We start from the raw sequence: 20155 nt of genomic DNA, 5'->3' as shown, positions 1-20155 counted from the left end.
AGCCTACCACCAGCAGTTGAATGGGGCAGTGATGCTGGGTTAGCGGTTTTCCGCCGGCGGAACGTCGATGCCCTTGTACTGCGCGCGGATCGAGGAGATGAAGTGCTTCGCGTCGATGGTCAACTTCGTCTTCTTCTTCCCCTCATACTGCAGCTTCGCCTTGGTCACCAATACACCCAAGTCAGCGCCCTTCCAACGGTAATCTTCGGCACCGTAGATGCGCAGGAAGAACGCTTCCTTGTGGTTCTGCAGCTGGTGCCAGTCCAGCGCGCTGCGCGAGAACTGCAGCTTGCCCTTGGAGTCCAGGAAGTACTTGCCGGTGCGCGGGGCATGGGTGATGTACTGCACGATGTCATCGGTTTCCTTGATGATCATGTGGCTCCAGACATCCGCCCCGGAGAGCTCCTCCCAGCGCGCGTTGATCTCATCGACGTCCAGCTCGAAGTCCACGTCGAGGTATTCGAGCAGGTGGAAGAGGAACAGCGGGATATCCGCGTAGGCGCCGGCGGTCACGTTGGTGATCGCGCTCGCCCCGGAGATGCGCGGGTTCAATTCGCCCAGGTACACCTCGTCGGTGTCGGTATCGACCAGCACGTCGACCTCGAAGAAGCCGCGGTACCCGGTGGATTCAAGCCCCGCTCCGACCTTGCGGACCAGTTCGATGGCGCGGGCGCGCTGCCCGTCGGTGACCACATCGGGGTGCATCTCGTTGCCGCACCAGCCGCCCTTGTACGGGGTCAGCTCCTTGTATCCGGCCAGCTCGGTGAGAATCGGGCCGACGACGGTGCCGCAGCGGGTGAGCACCGCTTCCACGGCCACCGGCTGGTTGTTGATCCGCTTCATGACCTTGAGCTGTTCGCCGATGATGTGCTTGGAATACTGGTTCCAATCATCCTCGCTGGTGATGAAGAACGTGGTCTTGCCCGAATCGCCGTATGGGGTCTGCACGACCAGATCATCGCCGAGCTTCGCCCCGCGGGAAAGCTTCTGCAGCTGCGCATAGGAGTCGGCGGTGCCCAGCACATTCGGGACCGAGTGGGCGCCGGCGGCGTTGCCCAGTTCGGTGGTGACGATCTTCGAATCCAGATGGGTGCGCAGCTCGTGCGATGGCAGGATCAGGTCGTAGCCCAGCTCCTCGCAGATCGCCTCGGTTTCCTCGTCGAAAAACACCATCGCGATCTTCGGGCGCTGGCCTCCGGGGGTGCGGCGCGCATCGATGTATTCGCGCACCTCGGGGTTTTCCAGCAGCCAGTTGTTGATTTCTTCGGAGCTCTGGAAGTCCACATGCGGCTTCTCACTCGGGGTGAAAACCCGCGGGTGGTGTCCGTCCCAGCCATCGTAGTAAGTGATATAGCTGAATTTGCGCACCCAGCGGTCAAGGCCCAGCAGGTTCACCGGGGTGGCGCCGATGAAATAGATCGGAGTCTGGTTGGTGCGGAAGAAATGGCGCGCCTCGCTCATATTCTTCAGCGTGCGGCCAAAATTCACGATGCGTGGAGCCTCCACGATGCTCTCGTCGTCGTTATAGGCGGCATCCACGGCAACATTGGCAGTCATCTCGTCCAAAACGCTTTCCTGCGACTGCGTTTTGCCGGCCTGTTTGCGTAATTTGGCCAGATCGCTCGGTTTGGGCATCTGCGGTCGTGCCGTGCCTTCGCTCGCCTCAAGAAAATTTGCCATGGGATGTCGTTCCTTCAAAGTGGTAGACCTAGTAATTCTTCACGTGCCCGACGCTGGACACGCTGCGTACCGGTTGCTCTATCCATGCTTCGGGGTGCGAGTAAGGCGAGAGCAACGGTGAGGTAAAGCTGCGGTGAATAGTGAGTTTTGGGGCGCTTTGGCGTTGGGTAATAGCCTAGACGCGCGAAAGTCCTAACGTGAATTTAATGACACGTTAGGACTTTCTCTGTCATGTGACGATGTCAGCTAGCGGAGCCGACGTAATACCCGATGGCTGCCAGGGCTGCCCGCACCCCGGTATCCAGGGCTGGAACATAGTCGGGCAGGAAATGCGGGGAGTGGTTTACCGGGGCGGGCCGAGCGGTGGTGTCGAAGCCGCCGAACATCCAGAACACATTCGGTACGCCCAGCGCATCGGCCAGCGCCCCGAAGTCCTCCGAGCCCATCGCCGGGGGCACGAAGCGCACCTGTTCGGCACCGAACTCGGTCCCGAAGGCCGAGGCCATGGACTGGGTTTGCTGCGGGTCGTTGTAGAGCCGCGGGAAGCTGTAGAGCGGCTCGATCAGCGGCGCCGGCGCATTGCCGGCGGCGGCCTCGGCTTCGATGATGCGGGTGACCGCGCTGAGCACCTGCGCGCGGACCTCTTCGGTGAGCGTGCGGATATTCAGCGTGAACTCCGCGCGATCCGGAATGATGTTCTCCTTCAATCCCGCATGGAAGGTGCCGCAGGTGATCACCGCCGGGCTCAGCGGATGCAGTTCGCGCGAAACGATGCTCTGCAAGCGGGTGATGATATGCGCGCCGAGCACGATCGGGTCGATGGAATCCTGGGGCTGCGAGCCGTGGGACTGCTTGCCGAAGAGCGTCACCTTCAGCGAGTCGGCCAGCGCCATCGCGCTGCCCTCGGTGACCGCAATGGATCCGGTCTGGAAGGGGAAGACATGCTGGCCGAGCACCACCTGCGGGTGCGGGACCTTGTCCCACAGCCCGTCCGCGAGCATCGCCTGCGCGCCGGCCGCGGTTTCCTCGCCCGGCTGGAAGATCCACAGCACCGTGCCGGACCAGCTGTCGGTGCTTCGGGCCAGCACCTGCGCCGCGGCCAGCGCGGAGGCCACGTGCGTGTCGTGGCCGCAGCCGTGCATTACCGGAACCTCGGTGCCGTCGGGCAAGACCCCGGTGGCCACCGAGGCGTAGTCCGCGCCGGTGTCTTCCTTGATCGGCAGCCCGTCGGAATCCGCGCGGAAGGCGATCACCGGGCCGGGGCCATTGGCATGGATCCCCACCACCCCGGTGCCGCCGCAGCGGAAGTTCTCGATGCCCAGATCGGCCAGCCGGCCCTGGATGTAGTCGGCGGTGGCGTGCTCTTGCATCGATAATTCGGGGTGTGCGTGCAGGTGCAGGTAGCTTTCGTGCAGCGCACGAGTCTCCTGGGGGTTCAGCGCGAGCTCGTTCATGGTCTTCCTTTGCTTGGTGGTGCTTAGTCTTCGGTGGTCGCCGCGAACTGGGTGCGGTCCCGGACCAGCCAGGAAACGATGATAGAGGCGATGACCACCAGCGCGGTGGCGAACATCGCCAGCCCGGGAGCCGCCGGCAGGATCACGAAGTTCATCAGCAGCGCGAGCGCAATGGCCACCAGGGTGGGGCGCAGCGACTTCATCGCAACGATGGACTGCACGAGCACCGCACCCATCAGCGAGGGCAGGATGTAGAGGCGGGCGACCTCGACTACCTCGGCGGGAACCATGGATACCAGCCAGGTGCCCAGCAGCCCGACGAAGAGCAGCAGGCTGGTGAGATGGACCGTGGCCGCGCCGCAGATGGCCATCACCGCGGCCAGATCTCCGCGTTTGCTGCCCGGCTTGGCACCGATGGACGCCTGGGCGACGATCGCGGCCGGAAGCAGCTTATTGGAGATGTTGCCGATCATGAATGCCTGGTACATGGCGGCCGAGCCGAGGATCGGGAAGTAGGTGGCCGGTTCGACGATCCACAGCACCCCGAAGGTCGCCGCGACCGCGAGGAATGCCACCCAGATCATCGACGGGGCGATGTCCAGATCGCTGAAGAAGACCAGATAGATCGGGCCGAGCAGGGAGAAGAGCAGGCCGGCGGACATGGTCAGCGAGCCGTAGCGGGTGGTTTGCTTTTCGAAGCGCGCCATTGAGGCGTCGGCTCCGGTCAGTTGTGCTGCTGAGGTGCTCATGTGGTGCTCCTGGTCTTAGGCTGCGGTGTGCAGGAAGTAGCCGGCGGTGATGGCAACGGCGATGGAGATGCCCAACGCCCATTCCTTCAACCATTTCGCGTTCAGCGCCTTGGCCAGGAAGAGGCACAGCGCCATGGTGGCTGCGGACACCGCAACCAGGATCAGGTGGACGTTCGATTTGGGCAGTTCGGCAATGGTCAACGCGGAGAACGCGCCGAGCAGGGCCGCGGTGGGAATCAGCGCCATCACCGCGGGATTGCGTTTGGCCAGCGACTTGCCGCCCTTTTTCATGATCGGGGTGAGGATCAGCGTGGCGAGCATCCACATGGCCCCGGACAGGCTCATCGCCATGAACGCGACCGCGAAGACCTGCTGGGTGTAGTCCGCCCCGCCCAGCGAGGCGCCCATGGCGACCGCGGAGATGGTCGCCGATCCGGTTTCCGCCGAGACCGAACCGATTAGTCCGATGCGCACCAGCACCGCGGGGGTGCCGAACAGGGCCAGCAGCGCGATGGCGACGAAGACGACCGCCAGCGAGGGGCCGACGGAGGCGACCGCACCGGCGCGGAAGGATTCCTTCAGCTCGCGCGCCGGCATGTCCACATGCGGCGCGGCGACCTTGGCCGCCCGCGAGTAGAGGACCGTCTGGATGAAGATGACTGCGAATACGCCCAGGGCGCAGAACCACAGGAAGGGGGTGTTGGCGATGGCCCAGATGTTCGTTGAACTCGGGTCGCCAGCGGCCAGAACGAGCTGTGGCTGCATGGTGGGCTCCTGAAAGGGGTAGGTGGCAAAGCTTGATGTGATGTGGATCGCATCTAGTAATAACCTTGCTAGCTCCCGTCAATAACGGCAATAATTGGCACGTATTGCCAAGTTTCTGTCGTTTTCCGCCAAATCCATGATGGACTTGCCCAATAGATGCAGGATTTAGTCACCAAGGGGAGCCTGTGATGGCGCAGCATGAAGTTTTCAACGAGCTGGAACGCCGCATCGTCATCGCGATGCAGATCGACGGACGGGCCACCTGGCGGAAGATCGCCAGGGTGCTGCACGAGCCGGAACGGACCGTCGCGCGCTATGGCCAGGCGCTGCTGGAGAGCGGGAGAGTTTCGGTGGCGGCGATCGCGCACCGGTCCGGGTCGCTGGTCGCCTCCTTCACCTGCGCGCCGGGGACCGTGCGGGTGGCCTGCGAGGCGCTGGCCCAGCGCCCGGATACCAGTTTCAGCTATATGGTCACCGGGCAGAGCGACGCGGTCACCGAGCTGCACTACGACGGGGACCTGGCCGAAATCCTCACCATGCAGCTGCCGGCTACCCCCGGGGTGAACTCGCTGGCCGTCTACCCGATCCTGAAGTACTTCAAGACCATTCGCGCCTGGCGCGCCGAACCGGTCAGCGAGGCCCAGGAGCGTGCGCTCACCCCGGCCACCGGCGGGGAGCTGACCGAATGGAATCCGGCCCCCGGGCTCACCGAAAACGATTCGATGATCATCGAGGTATTGCGCAAGGACGGGCGGGCGAGCATCGATGCGATCTCCCGGCAGGTGAAGATGAGCGAATCCTCGGTCTCCCGCCGAGTGGACTGGCTGCTGCGCGGCGAGCAGATCAGCATCCGCACGCTGGTGGAGCCGGCGCTGCTCGGCTTCCCCGTGGAGGCGCTGCTGTGGGTGCAGACCTCCCCGCATAGCGTCGAGGCGCTCGGCCAGCGCCTGCGGCTGCTGCCCGAGGTGCGCTATGCGGCGGCCGTCGCCGGGGACGCGCAGCTGATCGTCGACGTCACCGTGCGCACCCAGAAGGACCTGTACCGGTTCATCTCGGACACCGAATGGGGCGAGATGGTGCAGATCAAGACCGCGATGGTGCTTTCGGCACGCAAGCGCGGAGGGCGGCTATTCGCCGTGTAGCGTGGCGGAGAAGTCGTTCTGCGTGAATTCGAATCCGGCGTCGGCCAGCACCCTGCTGGTGACCTTGCGCCCGGTCAGCGCCACCCGGGCGTTGGAACCCAGCGCCGCTGCGCCAAGCTTGGGCAAGAGCGTACCGGTGGGCAGCCCGGGCAGCCCGGCGATCGAGCGCAGCGCGGCCATCACCTCGTGGTTGCGCAGCGGATGCGGGTTCGCCGCGTGCACCACACCTGCGGGGATCGGCGGGGTCTCCAGGCCCAGCAGATTGCGCACCAGGCGCAGCCAGTCCTCCATCCCGATCCAGCTGAACCACTGCTTGCCGCTGCCCAGCGGACCGCCCATGCCGGTGTGCACCAGCAGGCTCAGCGGCTTGAGCAGCGGGGCATCGGGGTGCATCACCAGCGAGGTGCGCAGCACGTAGCTGCGCGCGGCGTTGACCTGCGCGTCGTTGAAGGCCTGCTCCCAGGCCGAGGCCACTCCGGTCATTTCCGGCAGCGCGCGTGCGTCCTTAGGCAACGGGCTGTCTTCGGTGAATTCGGTTTCCCCGCCATCGCCGAAGATCGCCGTGGTGCTGGACTGGATCCAGCTGGCCAGCGGGGTCTCCAGCGCGGCCGCGGCCTCGGCCAGGGTAGCGGTGCTCTGCACGCGCGAGGCGGTCAGCTTGGCGATATTCTCCGCCGTATTGCGCTTGTCCACGCGCTCGCCGGCCAAATTGATCAGGTGCACCGGGTACTTCTCGTGCGTCAGCGCGCTGGCCCAGGCCCCCTGATGGCGCCCGTCCCAGGGGTACTGCTCGGCCGGGAAGTCCGGTTCCGCGTTCCGCGTGAGCACCGCGACCGAGGCGCCGCGGCAGACCAGCTCGGCGACCAGATTGCGCCCCAGGAAGCCGCGTCCCCCGGAGATGACCACATGGGCCGGTACGGTGCGGTGCGCGGCCGGCGGGATGACCTTGAACAGGCGTGCGGCCGCCAGCGCGAAGTCGGCGCACAGCGCATTGGCGACGCTGAATTTGAAGGCGGCGGTTCCGACCCCGCGCAGCGCAACGGTAAAGCGCAGCAGTGCGCCGCTGCCCGCGGAGTCGACTTGCCAGCGCAAGACCATCTCCCCGCCGGGCTGCGGCTGGGTGAATTCCACCATGCGTTGGGCCGGATTGCGGCGGGTGATCGAACCGGCTGGGGCGGTGGCGCGGTGCAGCGGGCCGAACAGCCTGCCCGGCGGGCGCAGGTCGACCTTGGTGCCTACCCCGCGCTGGTCATCGTGCACCACGAAGCCGTCGAAGCTTTTCATCCAGCTGCCGGTCTGCGACAGGTTGCCGACGATGGAATACACCGCCTCGGGGTCTGCGGCGAGGTACTGCGATTCGGTGCGCTGCCAGCGGGTGAACTTATTGAGCATCTGCGCCATTCTCAGATCATCCTTCGAGTTGATCAGAAACTTCGGACTTCTCCAAGGCTACTTCGGTTTGCTGTGCCCGGGCGTGATGCCCGCCCGATGCTGTCCTGAAGTGTCGCGCCGGGCTTGGAAGTGGCGCGGTGATTAAAGGAGAAAACCGGCGTCCGCCGAGTGCCGTTGGGCATTCGGCGGGCGCCGGTTTTCTCGGGAAGAACGACTTGCGCGTTAGGCGGTAACCTTCGTGCCCAGTTCTTCTTCCATGGCGGTGAATTCCGCGTCGATCTCAGCGTTCGGCTTGTAGGTCGCCCGCGAAACGAGCCACGCGACAACCAGCGAGACGATGAAGCCCGGGACGATCTCGTACATGTTGCTGGCAAGCACGTCGATGTTGCCCCAGATGTAGACGACCGCGGCACCGGAAACCATGCCGGCGAAGCCGCCCAGAGCGGTCAGCTTGCGCCAGTACAGGGCCAGCAGCACGATCGGACCGAAGGAGCCGCCGAAACCGGCCCAGGCGAAGGAGACCAGGTCCAGGATCGAGGAACTTGGGCTCAGCGCCAGCAGCGTGGCGATCACCGACACGATCAGCACGCCGGTACGTCCGAGCATCACCAGTGCCTTAGGCGAGGCCTTGCGTCCGGTGATGTTGTAGAGATCTTCGACCAACGCCGAGGAGCAGACGATCAGCTGCGAGGACATCGTCGACATGATGGCTGCCAGCACGGCGGCCAGCACCAAGCCGGCGATCAGCGGGTGGAAGAAGATCTGGCTGAGCAGCAGGAACACGGTCTCGCTGCTTGCATCGGTCAACGGCTCGTCGGCGAAGTAGGCGACGCCAACCAGCGAGGTGGCGATGGCGCCTGCCGAAGCCAGGAACATCCAGCCGATGCCGATGCGGCGTGCCGTCTTGGCCTCGCCCGGGCTGCGCAGCGCCATGAAGCGCACGATGATGTGCGGCTGGCCGAAGTAGCCCAGTCCCCAGGCGGCGGTGGAGAAAATTGCCACGACCGCGAGGAACCAGTTGCTGCCGGTGAAGGAGGAGAACAGGTTGAATGCTTCCGGATTCACCTCGGTGATCTTCGAGGCCAGGGAGCCGAAATCGCCCATCTGGATGACGGCGACGATCGGCACCGCGATCAGCGCGGTGAACATCAGCAGGCCCTGGGCCACGTCGGTGAGCGAGGCTCCGAGGAAGCCGCCGAACAGCGTGTAGAGCAAGGTGATGATGGCAACGAAGATCATGCCGTTCAGATAAGGCCAGCCGAAGGAAGCTTCGAAGAACTTGCCGGCGGCGACCATGCCCGAGGACACGTAGAAGGTGAAGAACACCAGAATGATGACCGCCGAGGCGATGCGCAGCAGGTGCTTGCGGTCCTTCAGGCGCTTCTCGAAGAAGCTCGGAATGGTGATCGCGTTCTGTGAGATGGCGGTGTAGGAACGCAGACGAGGGGCGACGAACTTCCAGTTCGCCCAGGCGCCGATCAGCAGGCCAATGGCGATCCAGGCTTCGTGCAGGCCGCCAAGGTAGATGGCGCCGGGCAGGCCCATCAACAGCCAGCCCGACATGTCACTTGCACCTGCGGATAGCGCTGCCACCCAAGGCTTCAGGCCACGGCCTGCGAGCATGTAATCGTCGATATTCGATGTTCGCCTAAAAGCTATATAGCCGATGCCAAGCATCACGGCCATATAAAAAGCGATTGCGATGATCTGATAAGTCTGGTCAGACATTTTTCCTCATTGCCGTTTTTTGTTCGCCGGCGCGTGTTATTGCCCGGCGAACCGCGGATCTAGTGGTGCGAATCACCACTATTGCACTTATTTTTCTATTTGTCTTGGCTGCCTTCACTGCTCGTTATGGATTTGTAACTTAAAAGACCGTATCGAACTAGTGCGCAGAATCAGAATCGAGTTCCTGCGCTTCGTGTTGAATTGCCAGCTCTTCGTGCACCAGCGTGCGCACCGCCGCGATCGCCGGGGATCGCGCCGAAGAGTGCCGCATCGCGGTGAAAATGGTGCGCACCGGGGCGTTGTGCAGGTCCACGAAACGCAGCTGCCGCTCGAACTGGGTCCATACCAGATCCGGCAGCAGCGCCACCGCCGTGCCGGTCTCGACCAGGGTGACATGTGCCTGAAGATCGGCCGTTTCGTAACGTACGTCCGGCTCGAATCCGGCCATGCGGCAGGACTGCTCCGCCCAGTGCCGGCTTGCCGCGCCCGGCGGTTCCATCACCCATGGAAGGGCAGCGGCATCGGCCAGGGAAGTGGCCCGGTCGAATTCGGCGTTGCCCTCGCCGCCGGGCAGCGGAAGCGCCAGGCGGATCGGGTCATGCGCGAGGTGGCGCCGATCGAGAGTTTCAAAGATCGGTGCCGCATGCCCCTGATACTGTTCGGCGATCACCAGATCGAAGTTGCGGGCGCTGGTTTCGTGCAGCGCTTCTTCGGGTTCGTGCTGGGTCATCTCCACGCGCAGATGCGGATGCATGGAGTGCAGCTTGCGCAAGACCGATGGCATGATGGCGAGCATCGCGGTCTGGAAAACCGCTAGGCGCACGGTGCCCGAGACGTTGGACATGGTCGCCGCCAGGTCCGCTTCGGCGCGTTCCATCGAGCCGAGCAATTCCTCGGTGTGGGCGACGAGAACCTGGGCTTGCGGAGTCAGCTGGAGCTTGCGTCCATTGCGTCGCAAAAGCTCGACTCCGGCTTCGTCTTCGAGCTGGCTGAGCTGCTGTGAAACCGAGGACGGGGAGTAGCGGAGCACATCCGCAACCTCGGCGATCGTTCCGCGAATACTTAATTCTCTGAGAAGACGTAATCGTCGCATTTCAAGCATTGATTCATATCCTAATCACACGCATGTTAAGTGAAGTTATGCCCGGGCGTTTCGTGCACCCATTAATACATTAGCAAACCCGAACGAAGCCCTTCGGGTTTGTTCACTTTTGCTTAATCAAAGTTGGGGTCATACTCGATCTTGCACACAGCATTTTCGCGGCCAACTATCCGGTGATTCCGTAAGCTCGTCAGCCACAACGAAATTCGCGATCGGTGTATCAATATAAGGACGAACTGCATCGAAGGGAACGGCACATATGTCATCCTCTATCACCTCTCAGCGAACCGTCGCTCCGGCGGTTGACGCAACAGGCAAGCCACTGACCCACCCCTCAGAACTTGCCGATGAGACCATCGCCTTGGTCCGCCACTGGCTGACCGAAGCCGCCAATTTCCCGGTCGACGCCTCTGCGGCGCGCCTCGCGGGAGTACTGAAGGATCCGAAGGGCCTGGACTTCACCGTTGGATTCGTCGACGGCGTGATCCGCCCCGAAGATCCAAAGGTCGCGGCCAGCAACCTGAAGCGGCTGGCCCCGATGGTCCCAGCCTTCCTGCCGTGGTATCTGCGCAAGGCCGTCGCACTGGGCGGCACCATGGCTCCGCTGCTGCCGGGAATCGTCGTGCCCGTGGCCCGCAAGGTGCTGCGTGAAATGGTCGGCCACCTGATCATCGACGCCTCGGATACCAAGCTGGGCGGCGCGATCTCCAAGATCAAGCGCGAAGGGGTGAACCTGAACGTGAACCTGCTCGGCGAGGCGATCCTCGGCGAGGGCGAAGCGACCCGCCGTCTGGAGGGCACCTCCAAGCTCTTGGCCCGCGATGACGTGAACTACGTTTCGATTAAGGTTTCCTCCACCGTGGCCCCGCACAACCACTGGGCCTTCGATGAGGCCGTGGAGCACATCGTGGCCAAGCTGCGCCCGCTCTACGAGCTGGCCAACAACGCGAGCGCGAAGAAGTTCATCAACCTGGACATGGAAGAGTTCAAGGACCTGGAACTGACCATCGCGGTCTTCACCAAGATCCTGTCGCTGCCGGCGTTCAAGGACCTCTCGGCCGGGATCGTGCTGCAGGCCTACCTGCCCGACGCCCTGGGCGCGATGATCGAGCTGCAGGAATTCTCCGCCGCGCGCGTGGCCGCCGGCGGCGCGCCGATCAAGGTGCGCGTGGTCAAGGGCGCGAACCTGCCGATGGAAATCATGGAAGCCGATATCCACGGCTGGCCGCTGGCCACCTGCCACTCCAAGCAGGACACCGACACCAGCTACAAGTCGGTGCTCGAATACGCGCTGCGCCCGGAACATGTGCCGAATGTGCGCATCGGCATCGCCGGGCACAACCTCTTCGACGTGGCGCTGGGCTGGCTGCTGGCCAAGGCCCGCGGCGTGCAGCATGGCATCGAGTTCGAGATGCTGCTGGGCATGGCCACCGGCCAGGCCGAAGCGGTGCGCCGCGATGTGGGCGAGCTATTGCTCTACACCCCGGTGGTGCACCCGGCAGAATTCGACGTGGCCATCGCCTACCTGATCCGCCGCCTCGAAGAGGGCGCCAGCCAGGAGAACTTCATGTCCGCGGTCTTCGAACTGGAGAAGAACGAGGAATTGTTCGAGCGTGAAACCAACCGCTTCCTCGCCTCGCTGGAAAACCTGAGCGACGTGGTGCCCGCAACGCACCGCGTGCAGAACCGCCAGCTGCCCGACGCTTCGCTGACCGAGGTAGTGGCCGGATTCGCCGATGGAAGCACCGAGTTCTTCAACACCCCGGACACCGACCCGAACCTGGCCGCCAACCGCGCCTGGGGACGCGAGATCCTGTCCAAAATGCAGGATTCAAATCTCGGCAAGGACCTGGTCGCCGCCCATACCCTGTCCTCGACGGCGCAAATGGATGAGGCCATCGCCATGGGCGTGGACGCATCGGCTAGCTGGCAGGCGCTCGGCGCGGCCGGCCGCGCGGAGATCCTGCACCGTGCCGGGCTGCTCTTCGAAGAGCGCCGCGCGATGCTGCTGGAGGTGCTCGGCTCCGAATGCGGAAAGAACATCGACCAGGGCGACGTGGAGATCTCCGAGGCGATCGACTTCGCCCACTACTACGCGCAGCGCGGCCTGGACCTGGAAAACGTCGACGGGGCAAGCTTTGTGCCCTCGAAGCTGACCGTGGTCACCCCGCCGTGGAACTTCCCGATGGCGATCCCCGCCGGGTCGACGATGTCCGCGCTGGCCGCCGGATCCGCGGTGATCATCAAGCCGGCCACGCTGGCCGCCCGCATCGGCTCGGTGATGGTGCAGACCCTGTGGGATGCGGGAGTGCCCCAGGACGTCTTGCAGCTGGTCTTCGCCGGCGAGCGGAAGCTCGGCACCCAGCTGGTTTCCGACGAGCGGGTTGACCGCTTGATCCTCACCGGCGGCTACGAGACCGCGCAGCTGTTCCGCTCCTTCCGCAAGGATCTGCCCTTGCTGGCCGAAACCTCGGGGAAGAACGCGGTGATCGTCACCCCGCACGCGGACCTGGACTTGGCCGCACGCGACGTGGTGGCCTCGGCCTTCGGGCACGCCGGGCAGAAGTGCTCGGCCGCCTCGCTGGTGGTGCTGGTCGGCTCGGTGGCCGAATCGCGGCGCTTCAACAGCCAGCTGATCGACGCGGTGAAATCGCTGACCGTCGGCTACCCGTGGAACCCGGAATCCCAGATGGGACCGCTGATCGACGTACCGGGGGAGAAGCTCGCGCGCGGCTTGAGCACCCTGGGCGAAGGGGAGCGCTGGGCCATCGAGCCCAAGCAGCTCGACGAGTCGGGCAAGCTCTACTCCCCGGGCGTGCGCTACGGGGTGCAGCGCGGCAGCGAATACCACCAGACCGAGTACTTCGGTCCGATCCTGGGCGTGATGACCGCGCAGAGCCTTGAAGAAGCGGTCGAAATAGTCAACGACATCGACTTCGGACTCACCTCCGGGCTGCACTCGCTGGATTCGGAGGAGATGGCCTACTGGCTGGAGCACATCCAGGCCGGCAACATCTACGTGAACCGCGGCATCACCGGTGCCATCGTGCAGCGCCAGCCCTTCGGCGGCTGGAAGCGCTCGGCGATCGGCGCGGGCACCAAGGCCGGCGGCCCGAACTACCTGGTCGGCATGGGCAGCTGGCGCGATGCTCCGGTGACCGAAACGGCCACCTTGTCGGCCTTCGACGAGCGGCTGCTGAACGCCGCGGAGCTATCGGGCGAAGACGCCGACTGGTTGCGCGGTGCGCTGGGCAGCGACAAGCTGTGGTGGCACCAGGAGTTCAACGCGGCCAAGGACCGTTCGGGACTGGCCGCCGAGCGCAATATCTTCCGCTACAAGCCGGTGGATGTCACGGTGCGCTTCGAAGCCGCCTCCAGCGGGCACGGCATCACCGAGGCCTTGCGCGTGGTGGCCGCCGGGGTGACCGCCGGTTCCCGGGTGATCTTCTCCGCGGATGCGGACCTGCCACGCGGGGTGCGCAACCTGTTCGCCGAGCACTCGGTGACGGTGGTCCGCGAAGATGCAGCGGCGTTCGCCGCCCGGGCCGCGCGCCTGGCCGCGAAAGAGGGGCCGACCGCGGCCTCGCGCATTCGCTTGATCGGCGGTTCGGCCAAGGCCGTTGCCGAGGCCACCGACGGCAAGCCCGATGTGGCGATCTACGCCTCGCCGGTCACCGGTGCCGGACGCGTGGAGTTGCTGCCGTTCCTGCACGAGCAGGCGGTATCGATCACCGCGCACCGGTTCGGTACGCCGAACCACCTCAGCGACGAGCTGATCTAGTCCGCTAGTTTCCTGCGTTGACCGTGGGCCGGTCCGTACCTCGTTTGAGGTCCGGGCCGGCCCGCGGTTTTTTGTGCTTCGTTTCAGGCCCGAGACTCGCTGGTCATTCAGTCAGTCAGGATCAGCGCAGCGCGATATCCATCTGCCTCAAGACAAGACATGGCATCTAATTCTTGGCCGGTGATGGGAAGGCAGGTCGCATCCACCCAACTCTCCCCGCTAGGAGCATCAATCCACGAATCATCGATGATGATCACCGGATGTTCCGCGGAACCCGCTGTCCCATGGCACAAGATCCAATGCGGGACGTCGTAGCCGAGCATCTGCTGCAACGACACCAGCAGCAGCACCCGGGCACCGTTACCCACCGCTTCTTGGATCTGTGAGATCTGCAGCCGCGTAGAAGTCACCGGCAGTCCGGTCGCCTTCGCCCGGCGGTGCGATTCAGCTTGGAGGATGCCGCGCCAGCCGCGTTCGGCCTCGGGATAGTAGTCAACGATGACCGGCTTTCTGGTATCCAGAGACACCTGGACCGAGCTGGCTGGCCAACGCTCTGCGATGGCCAGCCCGAGCCCCACTGGTTCACAGGCCATGAAGTTGGTCGCTTGACGCCACAACAGCAACTCCGCGGTGCGTAGTTGATCCAGCTCGGCGATGCTGGTGGTTTCCCCGTGCGCGGCCAGGGCGGCAACCGCCGCGCAGGTGAAGTTCTCGCTTTGCTGGTAGTGCGCGGTTCGCAAGTAGCTGGCCGGATGCATCCAGCGCACGTAGCCTGCTTGTGGAGTCGAGTCCGAAGCTTGTGTGGCGCAGCGCGGGGCGGGCAGCGTCTGGAAACCGGTTTGTTCGGCCAGGGCGGCTAGCCGCGGATCTTGGGTCCAGTTTTCCCATTTCACGCAGGCTAGGTTTTGAACCCGGGCGTAATCCAGCACCGCGCGGATGACCTCTTCGCGTGTTGCTGCGTCGCGGGCGAGGAGCCCTGCGATCTTTACGTAGGCTGCCGCCGGACGGGCGGTGAGCAATGCGGCACCGACTATTACGGCTTCGGAAAACTGTATCGTCAGCAGTCGGGTGCTGGCAGCCGGAATTTCGCGTTCCCACGGACCGGTCATGGAACCCAGGTGCTTCAGTTGCGCCGGATGCTGATCCGGGTCGAAGTCTTGGAGCCTAGCGCGAAGAGCAGGGTGATGTGCCATGGGAGACTTTCGGTTCGGTGGGTAACTGGTTTCAGCTCCTTGCTTAGCAACTAGGCGCGTGAGCGGTAGAGCAGCCAGATGAAGTACGGCGCGCCAAGGAGGGAAACGATCAACCCGGCTGGGATCTGTGACGGCGCGATCACTGTACGGCCCAGCGTATCGGCCAGGCAGACCAGCAATGCTCCGAAAACCATGGATACCGGAATCACCCGGTGATGGCGCGCCCCCACCAGCGACCGGGCCAGATGCGGGGCGATGAGTCCGACGAAGCCAACCACACCCACTGCTACCACGCTGAGCGCTGCGAGCAACGCTGCAATTGACAGAGCGATCAGCCGGGTGCGGGCCGTCTTGATGCCCAGCACCCGGGGCAGATCCTCGTCGATGGCCAGCAAGTCGAGTTTGCGCCCCATGAGCAGCACCACCGGAAGGCTGAGTGCCAGCACCGCCACAACCGGCGCCACGTCCCCGAACTGACGGCCATAGGTTGAGCCAGACAGCCAAGTATAGATGCGCGGGGTTTCCCACGAGTTAATGCTCAACAACAGGTAGGTGGTGACCGCGGAGAGGGTGTAGCCAGCGCCAATGCCGATCAGCACAAAGCGTTCCGGGGAGAAACCTCGGCGCCAGGCCAGCGCAGTGATGACGGCGAACGTGGTTAAAGAGGCTATGACCGCAAAAATCACCAGCAGCGAGCGTGAACCGCCAAGGGCGGTGATCACTATGGCCGCGCCCAGCCCGGCACCCGCGGTGATGCCAAGGATGCCAGGTTCGGCCAGGGGATTGCGCACGGTGCCCTGTACCAAGCAACCAGCTAGGCCCAGTGCGGCTCCGGCGCCCAGAGCCGCAGTGATCCGTGGTGCCCGTTCGGAGAAAGCGCGGGCGATGAGCTTGGGTGCATCATCCTGGAACCACAAGGCCAGGTCTCCCAGCTTCAGGAACATGCTCCCAGCCAGAAGGCCTAGAATCACCGTTCCGAGCAGCAAAATGAGACCCAGCACCATGGTGAGAATGAACCGGCGGCGGCTAAGCAGTTTGCTAGCCACCTGCAAGGAGTTGCGGGTGCTGGAAGCTTCGGGCAGCCGCATCGCCAGGATGATAATCAGCACCCCGCCCAGGATCGCCGTGGGGACGCCGGTGGGAATGGAGGCTGCACCTTGTGCGCCTAACAAGGAACGGAGGACCGCATCGGCCAGCAGGATCAGTAGCGCACCGATTAGCCCAGTGGCTGGAAGCAAAAATAGCTGGCGGCGCAACACGGTTAGTCGACGTGCGAGCAGCCGGGCGAGCACCGGGGCGCCGAGCCCGACAAAGGTGATGGGTCCGGCCAGCGAAACGGAGACGCCGGTGAGCACCACGGCGCACAGGACGGCTAGGGTGCGCGTTGAACGAACGGGAATGCCGAGCACCGCAGCGTTTTCATCGCCCAGGGCGAGCACGTCCAAACGGCGACAGAGCAAGAGGCAGATGAGCAAGACCGCCAGGATCACCGGAAGGCTGCGTAAAAAAGCATCCAGGTTCAGCTGGGACAGTGAGCCTGAGCCCCAGGCGTAGAGTCCGGTGGTATTTTCCTTGAAGAGCAGCAAGATGATGCCGCTGCCGGCTTCCAAAGCCATCGCGATGGCTGAGCCTGCGAGGATCAACCTGGTAGTGGCGGTCCCTACACTGCGCCCGGAGATAGCCAGCACGACCCCGGCGGCGAGCAGACCGCCGGCGAATGCTAGGGTGCTGGATGCCAAAGTGGACAGGCTCAGGCCCAAGGCTGCGGCCACGCTCAGCGCGAAGTAAGCTCCGGAAGTGACGGCCAAGGTGTCCGGTGAGGCCAACGGATTGCGGGTAACCGATTGGAGCAGGGAGCCGGCGACTCCCAAAGCCAAACCTACCGCGGCCCCCGCGCAGAGTCGTGGCATCCGGGAGCCGGTGAAGATCTCGGCGACCCCTACGCCGCCAATCCGGGTGTTCTCCCCGAACAAAGCGCGCAGCAGTTCACCCAGCCCTACCCCGGAAGTTCCTTGCGTCAGATGCCAGGCGCCGACCAGCAGCACTGCTGCTGCCAAGGCGGCTAGCAGGCCTAGACCTGCTGCGATTCGAGCGCCGGTGGCCGGCACGAAAGAATTTTCCGTGCCGGTCATCGAGACGCTCACGTCACCGGCAGCTGGCAGCCGGTCTGCGGATTTTTCAGCGGTAATCATGCTTTGCCGTGGACTACTTGGCTTCCGAAGCGGAGGTCAACGCATCGGCGAAAGCATCCACGGCCTGGCTGGTGGACTTCGGTCCACCAGCACCCCAGATGTTCGGGAACTGGAAGGTCCGGCCTTCCTTGACTGCGCTGAGGTTCTTCCAGATCTCGCTGGAAGTCAGTTCGGTGGTCCAGCCAGTTCCTGCGTCGTTGGAGTAGAACAGGTTGGCTTCGCCCACACCGGCCAAGCCTTCCACATCGGTTTGGGCTAGACCGTATTCCTTGTTCACTCCGCCGGAGCCAAAGGACTTGTTGATGCCGTCGCTCCAAGCCGGTGTCAATCCCAGTTCCTTACCGAGCTCGGTGAACAGCGCGCCGTCGGTGTAGGGACGGATGGTCAGGTTGGAGCCGTCAACCCAACCGTCGAAGAACATGAAGTCAGTGGTTTCCATCTTCACATCGGCCACCTCCTGCTTCTTGGCCGCTAGGTGGGCATCGAATTCGTTGAGCACTGCGGTTGCGCGCTCGGTGCGGCCGGTGGCCTCGGCGACCTGCGAGAAGACGTTCTTCATATTGCCAATGGGGTCTGAAGAATCGTTGCCCCTAACCGCCAGAACTGGAACGTCGCCCTTATCAAGCTGCGATAGCACAGGGTCCTGGTCGCTAAAGGCATCCACGATAATCAAATCGGGATCTAATGCGTAGATGGAATCCAGATCTGGTTCGCCGCGTTCGCCTACCGAGGCGACGCCTTCTGGAAGTTGCTCTGCTGTGACGTAGGTGGTGTATCCATCGGGGGAGGCGACGCCGACCGGGGTGACACATAAGGTTAGTGCATCTTCAATTTCCTGCCATTCGAGCACGACCACGCGTTCGGCTGGCTTATCTAATTCCAGCGTGCGGCCCAGATCATCGGTCATCGAGACCGAGTCGGTGCTCGTGGCAGTGGTGTCATCCGCGCAGTTTGCAGAGGCCGCGGAGGGGCTCTGTGCGGAGGCAGATCCGGAGGTGTCGGTGGTGCCGCAAGCGGTGGCCGTGAAGAGAAGGGCGAGGGCGGCCACGGAAGTGACGGCGCTACGGACGAGTGGAGACATAGTTTTTCCCTTGTTAATGAGTGTTTCGGTGGTAAGCAGAAGTGGTCAGCTTTGCCGGTGGCGGCTGACCGGTTCGATACGCAGCAATCCGGTCTGCTGATCGGTGCTGACCTGCACGCTGATCTCATAAACCTCTGAGAGGTTCTCGGCGGTGAGGACCTCGGCGGGAGTTCCAGTGGCGTGCACCCGACCTTGCTTCATCAGCACCAGCCGGTCCGCCAGCGCGGCGGCCTGGTTCAAGTCATGGAGCACAATGCCGATGGCCAGCCGGTTTTCACGGGCCAGATCGTGGACTAGGTCCAGGGTCTCGACTTGGTATCTCAGGTCCAGATGGTTGGTAGGTTCGTCGAGCAGCACCACGTTGGTTTGCTGTGCCAGGCACACCGCTAGCCAAACACGCTGAAGTTCTCCGCCAGAAAGCTCCCCGGCTGCCTTTTGCGACATAGCTGTTGTGCCGGTCAGCTCCATGGCCCGAGAAATAGCTGCGTGATCCGTCTGGGATAGTCCGGCGAATCCGCGCCGATACGGGTGGCGGCCGAAAGCGATGATATCTGCCACCGCCAAGCCCTCCGGGGTGGCGTGGGACTGAGCAAAGAGCGTGACTTCGTGCGCGAATTCGCGTCCGTTCAGCGTGCTGATTTCGCGGGGCTTCGAATGGGAACCGGTGAGGGTGATAACCCCTGCGGCTCGCTCATGCAACCGTGCCATGGAACGCAGCAGTGTCGATTTTCCACTGCCATTGGGTCCAATGAGCGCGGTGACTTCACCCGGGGATAAGCTGATGGAGGCACCGTCGACCACGGTGCTTTTGCCATAGCGCAGCACCACCTCATGGGCGTGCATGCTTCCGGCCCCAGCGGAAGCTGATCCGGCTGCTACGCCTGGCATGAGCGTTGGGCGGACTGATTACGTCCGGATTTGTTAATGATTTTCACTTAGGTAAGTCTAAGTTAACTATTGTGTGTCAGCAATCAATGATTTCTGACATTCAATCAGGTTTTCCGGTCACTTCTTCGAGTTCGCCATGGTGAATGCGCCGGGTGTCGATCCCATAGTGCGCCGAAAAGCATCAATAAAAGTACTCGGCTGAGCGTAACCTAACAAGTCAGCCACGTCCTGGACTCCTTCGCCAGTGGCCAGCAGCTCCATTGCGCGGTGAACTTTCACCGCTTGGCGCCACTGGGCAAAGGACAGGCCTGTCGCCTCACGATAGGCGCGGGTGATGGTGCGTGCGCTGATCCCAGTTTCCACTGCCCACTGCTCAAGGGGTCGATTATCCGACGGGTTTGCCAATAACTGGTGTGCAATGCCACTGATCCGCGGGTCATCGGGCAGACGCAGCGCCACTTGGTGAGCGGAAGGTTTGAGCACGTCAAAAACGACGGCCTCTGCACGGGCTCTGGCTTCTTGGCTCAGTTCCCGACTAGAGAGGTGGATCAACAGCGACTCAAGCAGCGGTTCCATGTCGATCACCGTCGGGACTCTGAATTCGGTGGTGGTTCGTTCGGGGGCGAAGAAGGCGCTAAAGAGTTTTATGTGTGCTGTCAGCCGTCCACCATGAAGCATCTTGGCTGGAATCCAGAGGCCGTAACCCTCGGAGACCGTAAAAATCTGTCCCTCAATTTGTGCGGTGAGCGTGCCCTCCTGTGCCCACAAGAGTTCATGGGCCAAGTGCGAATGCGGCTCCCATTCCGTGGACGCCTCAATGTCGAACGCTTCGCTCAAGATCACGAATGAAGAAGTCGCGCCGAGGGGCAGCTCGGTTGCTCGCACCAAGGAGGTGTCCGGCTCACGGGACCAGGTGCCTAGCCCGATAGCTGGTGCAGAAATATGGGTCATGCTAGCAGTATAGAAAGTTATCGACATGACGCAGACCGCGCCATAGCCATGCAGGAA

The 20155-nt window shown here is 63.3% G+C and carries 14 protein-coding genes; 2 read left to right on the top strand and 12 right to left on the bottom strand.

All coding sequences use genetic code 11. The features are described 5' to 3' along the window. Positions 1-39 precede the first annotated feature (39 nt). The 4 genes from ACT3TP_RS12295 to ACT3TP_RS12280 form a co-directional block, all read right to left on the bottom strand. A complete protein-coding gene (locus ACT3TP_RS12295) occupies positions 40-1680 on the bottom strand; it encodes a biotin carboxylase (protein ID WP_096286700.1) in 1641 nt (546 codons plus the stop codon). 242 nt (positions 1681-1922) lie between these two features. Next, positions 1923-3134, bottom strand: a complete 1212-nt coding sequence (locus ACT3TP_RS12290; RefSeq protein ID WP_444620687.1) for an amidohydrolase — start codon at positions 3132-3134, stop codon at positions 1923-1925. 23 nt (positions 3135-3157) lie between these two features. Beyond that, the gene (locus tag ACT3TP_RS12285; protein ID WP_444620686.1) at positions 3158-3883 is read right to left on the bottom strand and encodes a hypothetical protein; all 726 of its coding nucleotides are present in this window, start codon (positions 3881-3883) and stop codon (positions 3158-3160) included. A gap of 15 nt (positions 3884-3898) precedes the next feature. Further along, entirely contained in the window at positions 3899-4648 is a 750-nt protein-coding gene (locus ACT3TP_RS12280) for a DUF5058 family protein (RefSeq protein WP_096286706.1), read from the bottom strand. 188 nt (positions 4649-4836) lie between these two features. Between ACT3TP_RS12280 and ACT3TP_RS12275 the strand changes: the two genes are divergently transcribed. Then, entirely contained in the window at positions 4837-5790 is a 954-nt protein-coding gene (locus tag ACT3TP_RS12275) for an Lrp/AsnC family transcriptional regulator (protein WP_096286708.1), read from the top strand. On the opposite strand, the gene ACT3TP_RS12270 is transcribed toward ACT3TP_RS12275, so the two are convergent. The 3 genes from ACT3TP_RS12270 to ACT3TP_RS12260 form a co-directional block, all read right to left on the bottom strand. Next, entirely contained in the window at positions 5776-7191 is a 1416-nt protein-coding gene (locus ACT3TP_RS12270) for an NAD-dependent epimerase/dehydratase family protein (RefSeq protein ID WP_096286710.1), read from the bottom strand. The two genes, ACT3TP_RS12275 and ACT3TP_RS12270, sit on opposite strands and share 15 nt — an antisense overlap. Positions 7192-7404: 213 nt before the next feature. Beyond that, on the bottom strand, positions 7405-8910 hold the full coding sequence (gene putP / locus ACT3TP_RS12265; protein WP_096286712.1) for a sodium/proline symporter PutP: 1506 nt from the start codon (positions 8908-8910) through the stop codon (positions 7405-7407). Positions 8911-9067: 157 nt separating this feature from the next. After that, positions 9068-10012, bottom strand: coding sequence for a LysR substrate-binding domain-containing protein (locus tag ACT3TP_RS12260; protein ID WP_096286714.1), 945 nt, complete (start codon positions 10010-10012; stop codon positions 9068-9070). Positions 10013-10271: 259 nt separating this feature from the next. Here ACT3TP_RS12260 and ACT3TP_RS12255 point away from each other — a divergent pair, with 259 nt between their 5' ends. Continuing rightward, positions 10272-13793: a bifunctional proline dehydrogenase/L-glutamate gamma-semialdehyde dehydrogenase gene (locus tag ACT3TP_RS12255; RefSeq protein ID WP_096286716.1), complete on the top strand. Its 3522-nt coding sequence runs from the start codon at positions 10272-10274 to the stop codon at positions 13791-13793. A gap of 107 nt (positions 13794-13900) precedes the next feature. Here ACT3TP_RS12255 and ACT3TP_RS12250 read toward each other — a convergent pair whose 3' ends face one another. From ACT3TP_RS12250 to ACT3TP_RS12230, 5 genes are all read right to left on the bottom strand, one after another. Beyond that, on the bottom strand, positions 13901-14986 hold the full coding sequence (locus tag ACT3TP_RS12250) for a peptidase C39 family protein (protein ID WP_096286718.1): 1086 nt from the start codon (positions 14984-14986) through the stop codon (positions 13901-13903). A 50-nt stretch (positions 14987-15036) separates the two neighbouring features. Further along, the gene (locus tag ACT3TP_RS12245; RefSeq protein WP_217990383.1) at positions 15037-17178 is read right to left on the bottom strand and encodes an iron ABC transporter permease; all 2142 of its coding nucleotides are present in this window, start codon (positions 17176-17178) and stop codon (positions 15037-15039) included. Between the two features lie 13 nt (positions 17179-17191). Beyond that, complete coding sequence (locus ACT3TP_RS12240) at positions 17192-18259, bottom strand: ABC transporter substrate-binding protein (protein WP_096286720.1); 1068 nt, start codon at positions 18257-18259, stop codon at positions 17192-17194. Between the two features lie 45 nt (positions 18260-18304). After that, entirely contained in the window at positions 18305-19147 is an 843-nt protein-coding gene (locus tag ACT3TP_RS12235; RefSeq protein WP_096286722.1) for an ABC transporter ATP-binding protein, read from the bottom strand. A 117-nt stretch (positions 19148-19264) separates the two neighbouring features. Beyond that, positions 19265-20098 (bottom strand): AraC family transcriptional regulator, encoded by an 834-nt coding sequence (locus ACT3TP_RS12230; RefSeq protein WP_096286789.1) that lies wholly within the window; start codon positions 20096-20098, stop codon positions 19265-19267. Between the last annotated feature and the right edge of the window lie 57 nt (positions 20099-20155).

This window comes from Glutamicibacter sp. AOP38-B1-38, from assembly GCF_052377485.1.
Classification (GTDB): domain Bacteria; phylum Actinomycetota; class Actinomycetes; order Actinomycetales; family Micrococcaceae; genus Glutamicibacter.
This window is presented reverse-complemented; position numbering and strand designations above follow the sequence as displayed.

Coding starts and splice junctions, on each gene's coding strand:
- ACT3TP_RS12295 (WP_096286700.1), bottom strand. CDS start 1,680: ATGGCAAATTTTCTTGAGGCGAGCGAAGGCACGGCACGACCGCAGATG.
- ACT3TP_RS12290 (WP_444620687.1), bottom strand. CDS start 3,134: ATGAACGAGCTCGCGCTGAACCCCCAGGAGACTCGTGCGCTGCACGAA.
- ACT3TP_RS12285 (WP_444620686.1), bottom strand. CDS start 3,883: ATGAGCACCTCAGCAGCACAACTGACCGGAGCCGACGCCTCAATGGCG.
- ACT3TP_RS12280 (WP_096286706.1), bottom strand. CDS start 4,648: ATGCAGCCACAGCTCGTTCTGGCCGCTGGCGACCCGAGTTCAACGAAC.
- ACT3TP_RS12275 (WP_096286708.1), top strand. CDS start 4,837: ATGGCGCAGCATGAAGTTTTCAACGAGCTGGAACGCCGCATCGTCATC.
- ACT3TP_RS12270 (WP_096286710.1), bottom strand. CDS start 7,191: ATGGCGCAGATGCTCAATAAGTTCACCCGCTGGCAGCGCACCGAATCG.
- putP (WP_096286712.1), bottom strand. CDS start 8,910: ATGTCTGACCAGACTTATCAGATCATCGCAATCGCTTTTTATATGGCC.
- ACT3TP_RS12260 (WP_096286714.1), bottom strand. CDS start 10,012: ATGCTTGAAATGCGACGATTACGTCTTCTCAGAGAATTAAGTATTCGC.
- ACT3TP_RS12255 (WP_096286716.1), top strand. CDS start 10,272: ATGTCATCCTCTATCACCTCTCAGCGAACCGTCGCTCCGGCGGTTGAC.
- ACT3TP_RS12250 (WP_096286718.1), bottom strand. CDS start 14,986: ATGGCACATCACCCTGCTCTTCGCGCTAGGCTCCAAGACTTCGACCCG.
- ACT3TP_RS12245 (WP_217990383.1), bottom strand. CDS start 17,178: ATGATTACCGCTGAAAAATCCGCAGACCGGCTGCCAGCTGCCGGTGAC.
- ACT3TP_RS12240 (WP_096286720.1), bottom strand. CDS start 18,259: ATGTCTCCACTCGTCCGTAGCGCCGTCACTTCCGTGGCCGCCCTCGCC.
- ACT3TP_RS12235 (WP_096286722.1), bottom strand. CDS start 19,147: ATGCCAGGCGTAGCAGCCGGATCAGCTTCCGCTGGGGCCGGAAGCATG.
- ACT3TP_RS12230 (WP_096286789.1), bottom strand. CDS start 20,098: ATGACCCATATTTCTGCACCAGCTATCGGGCTAGGCACCTGGTCCCGT.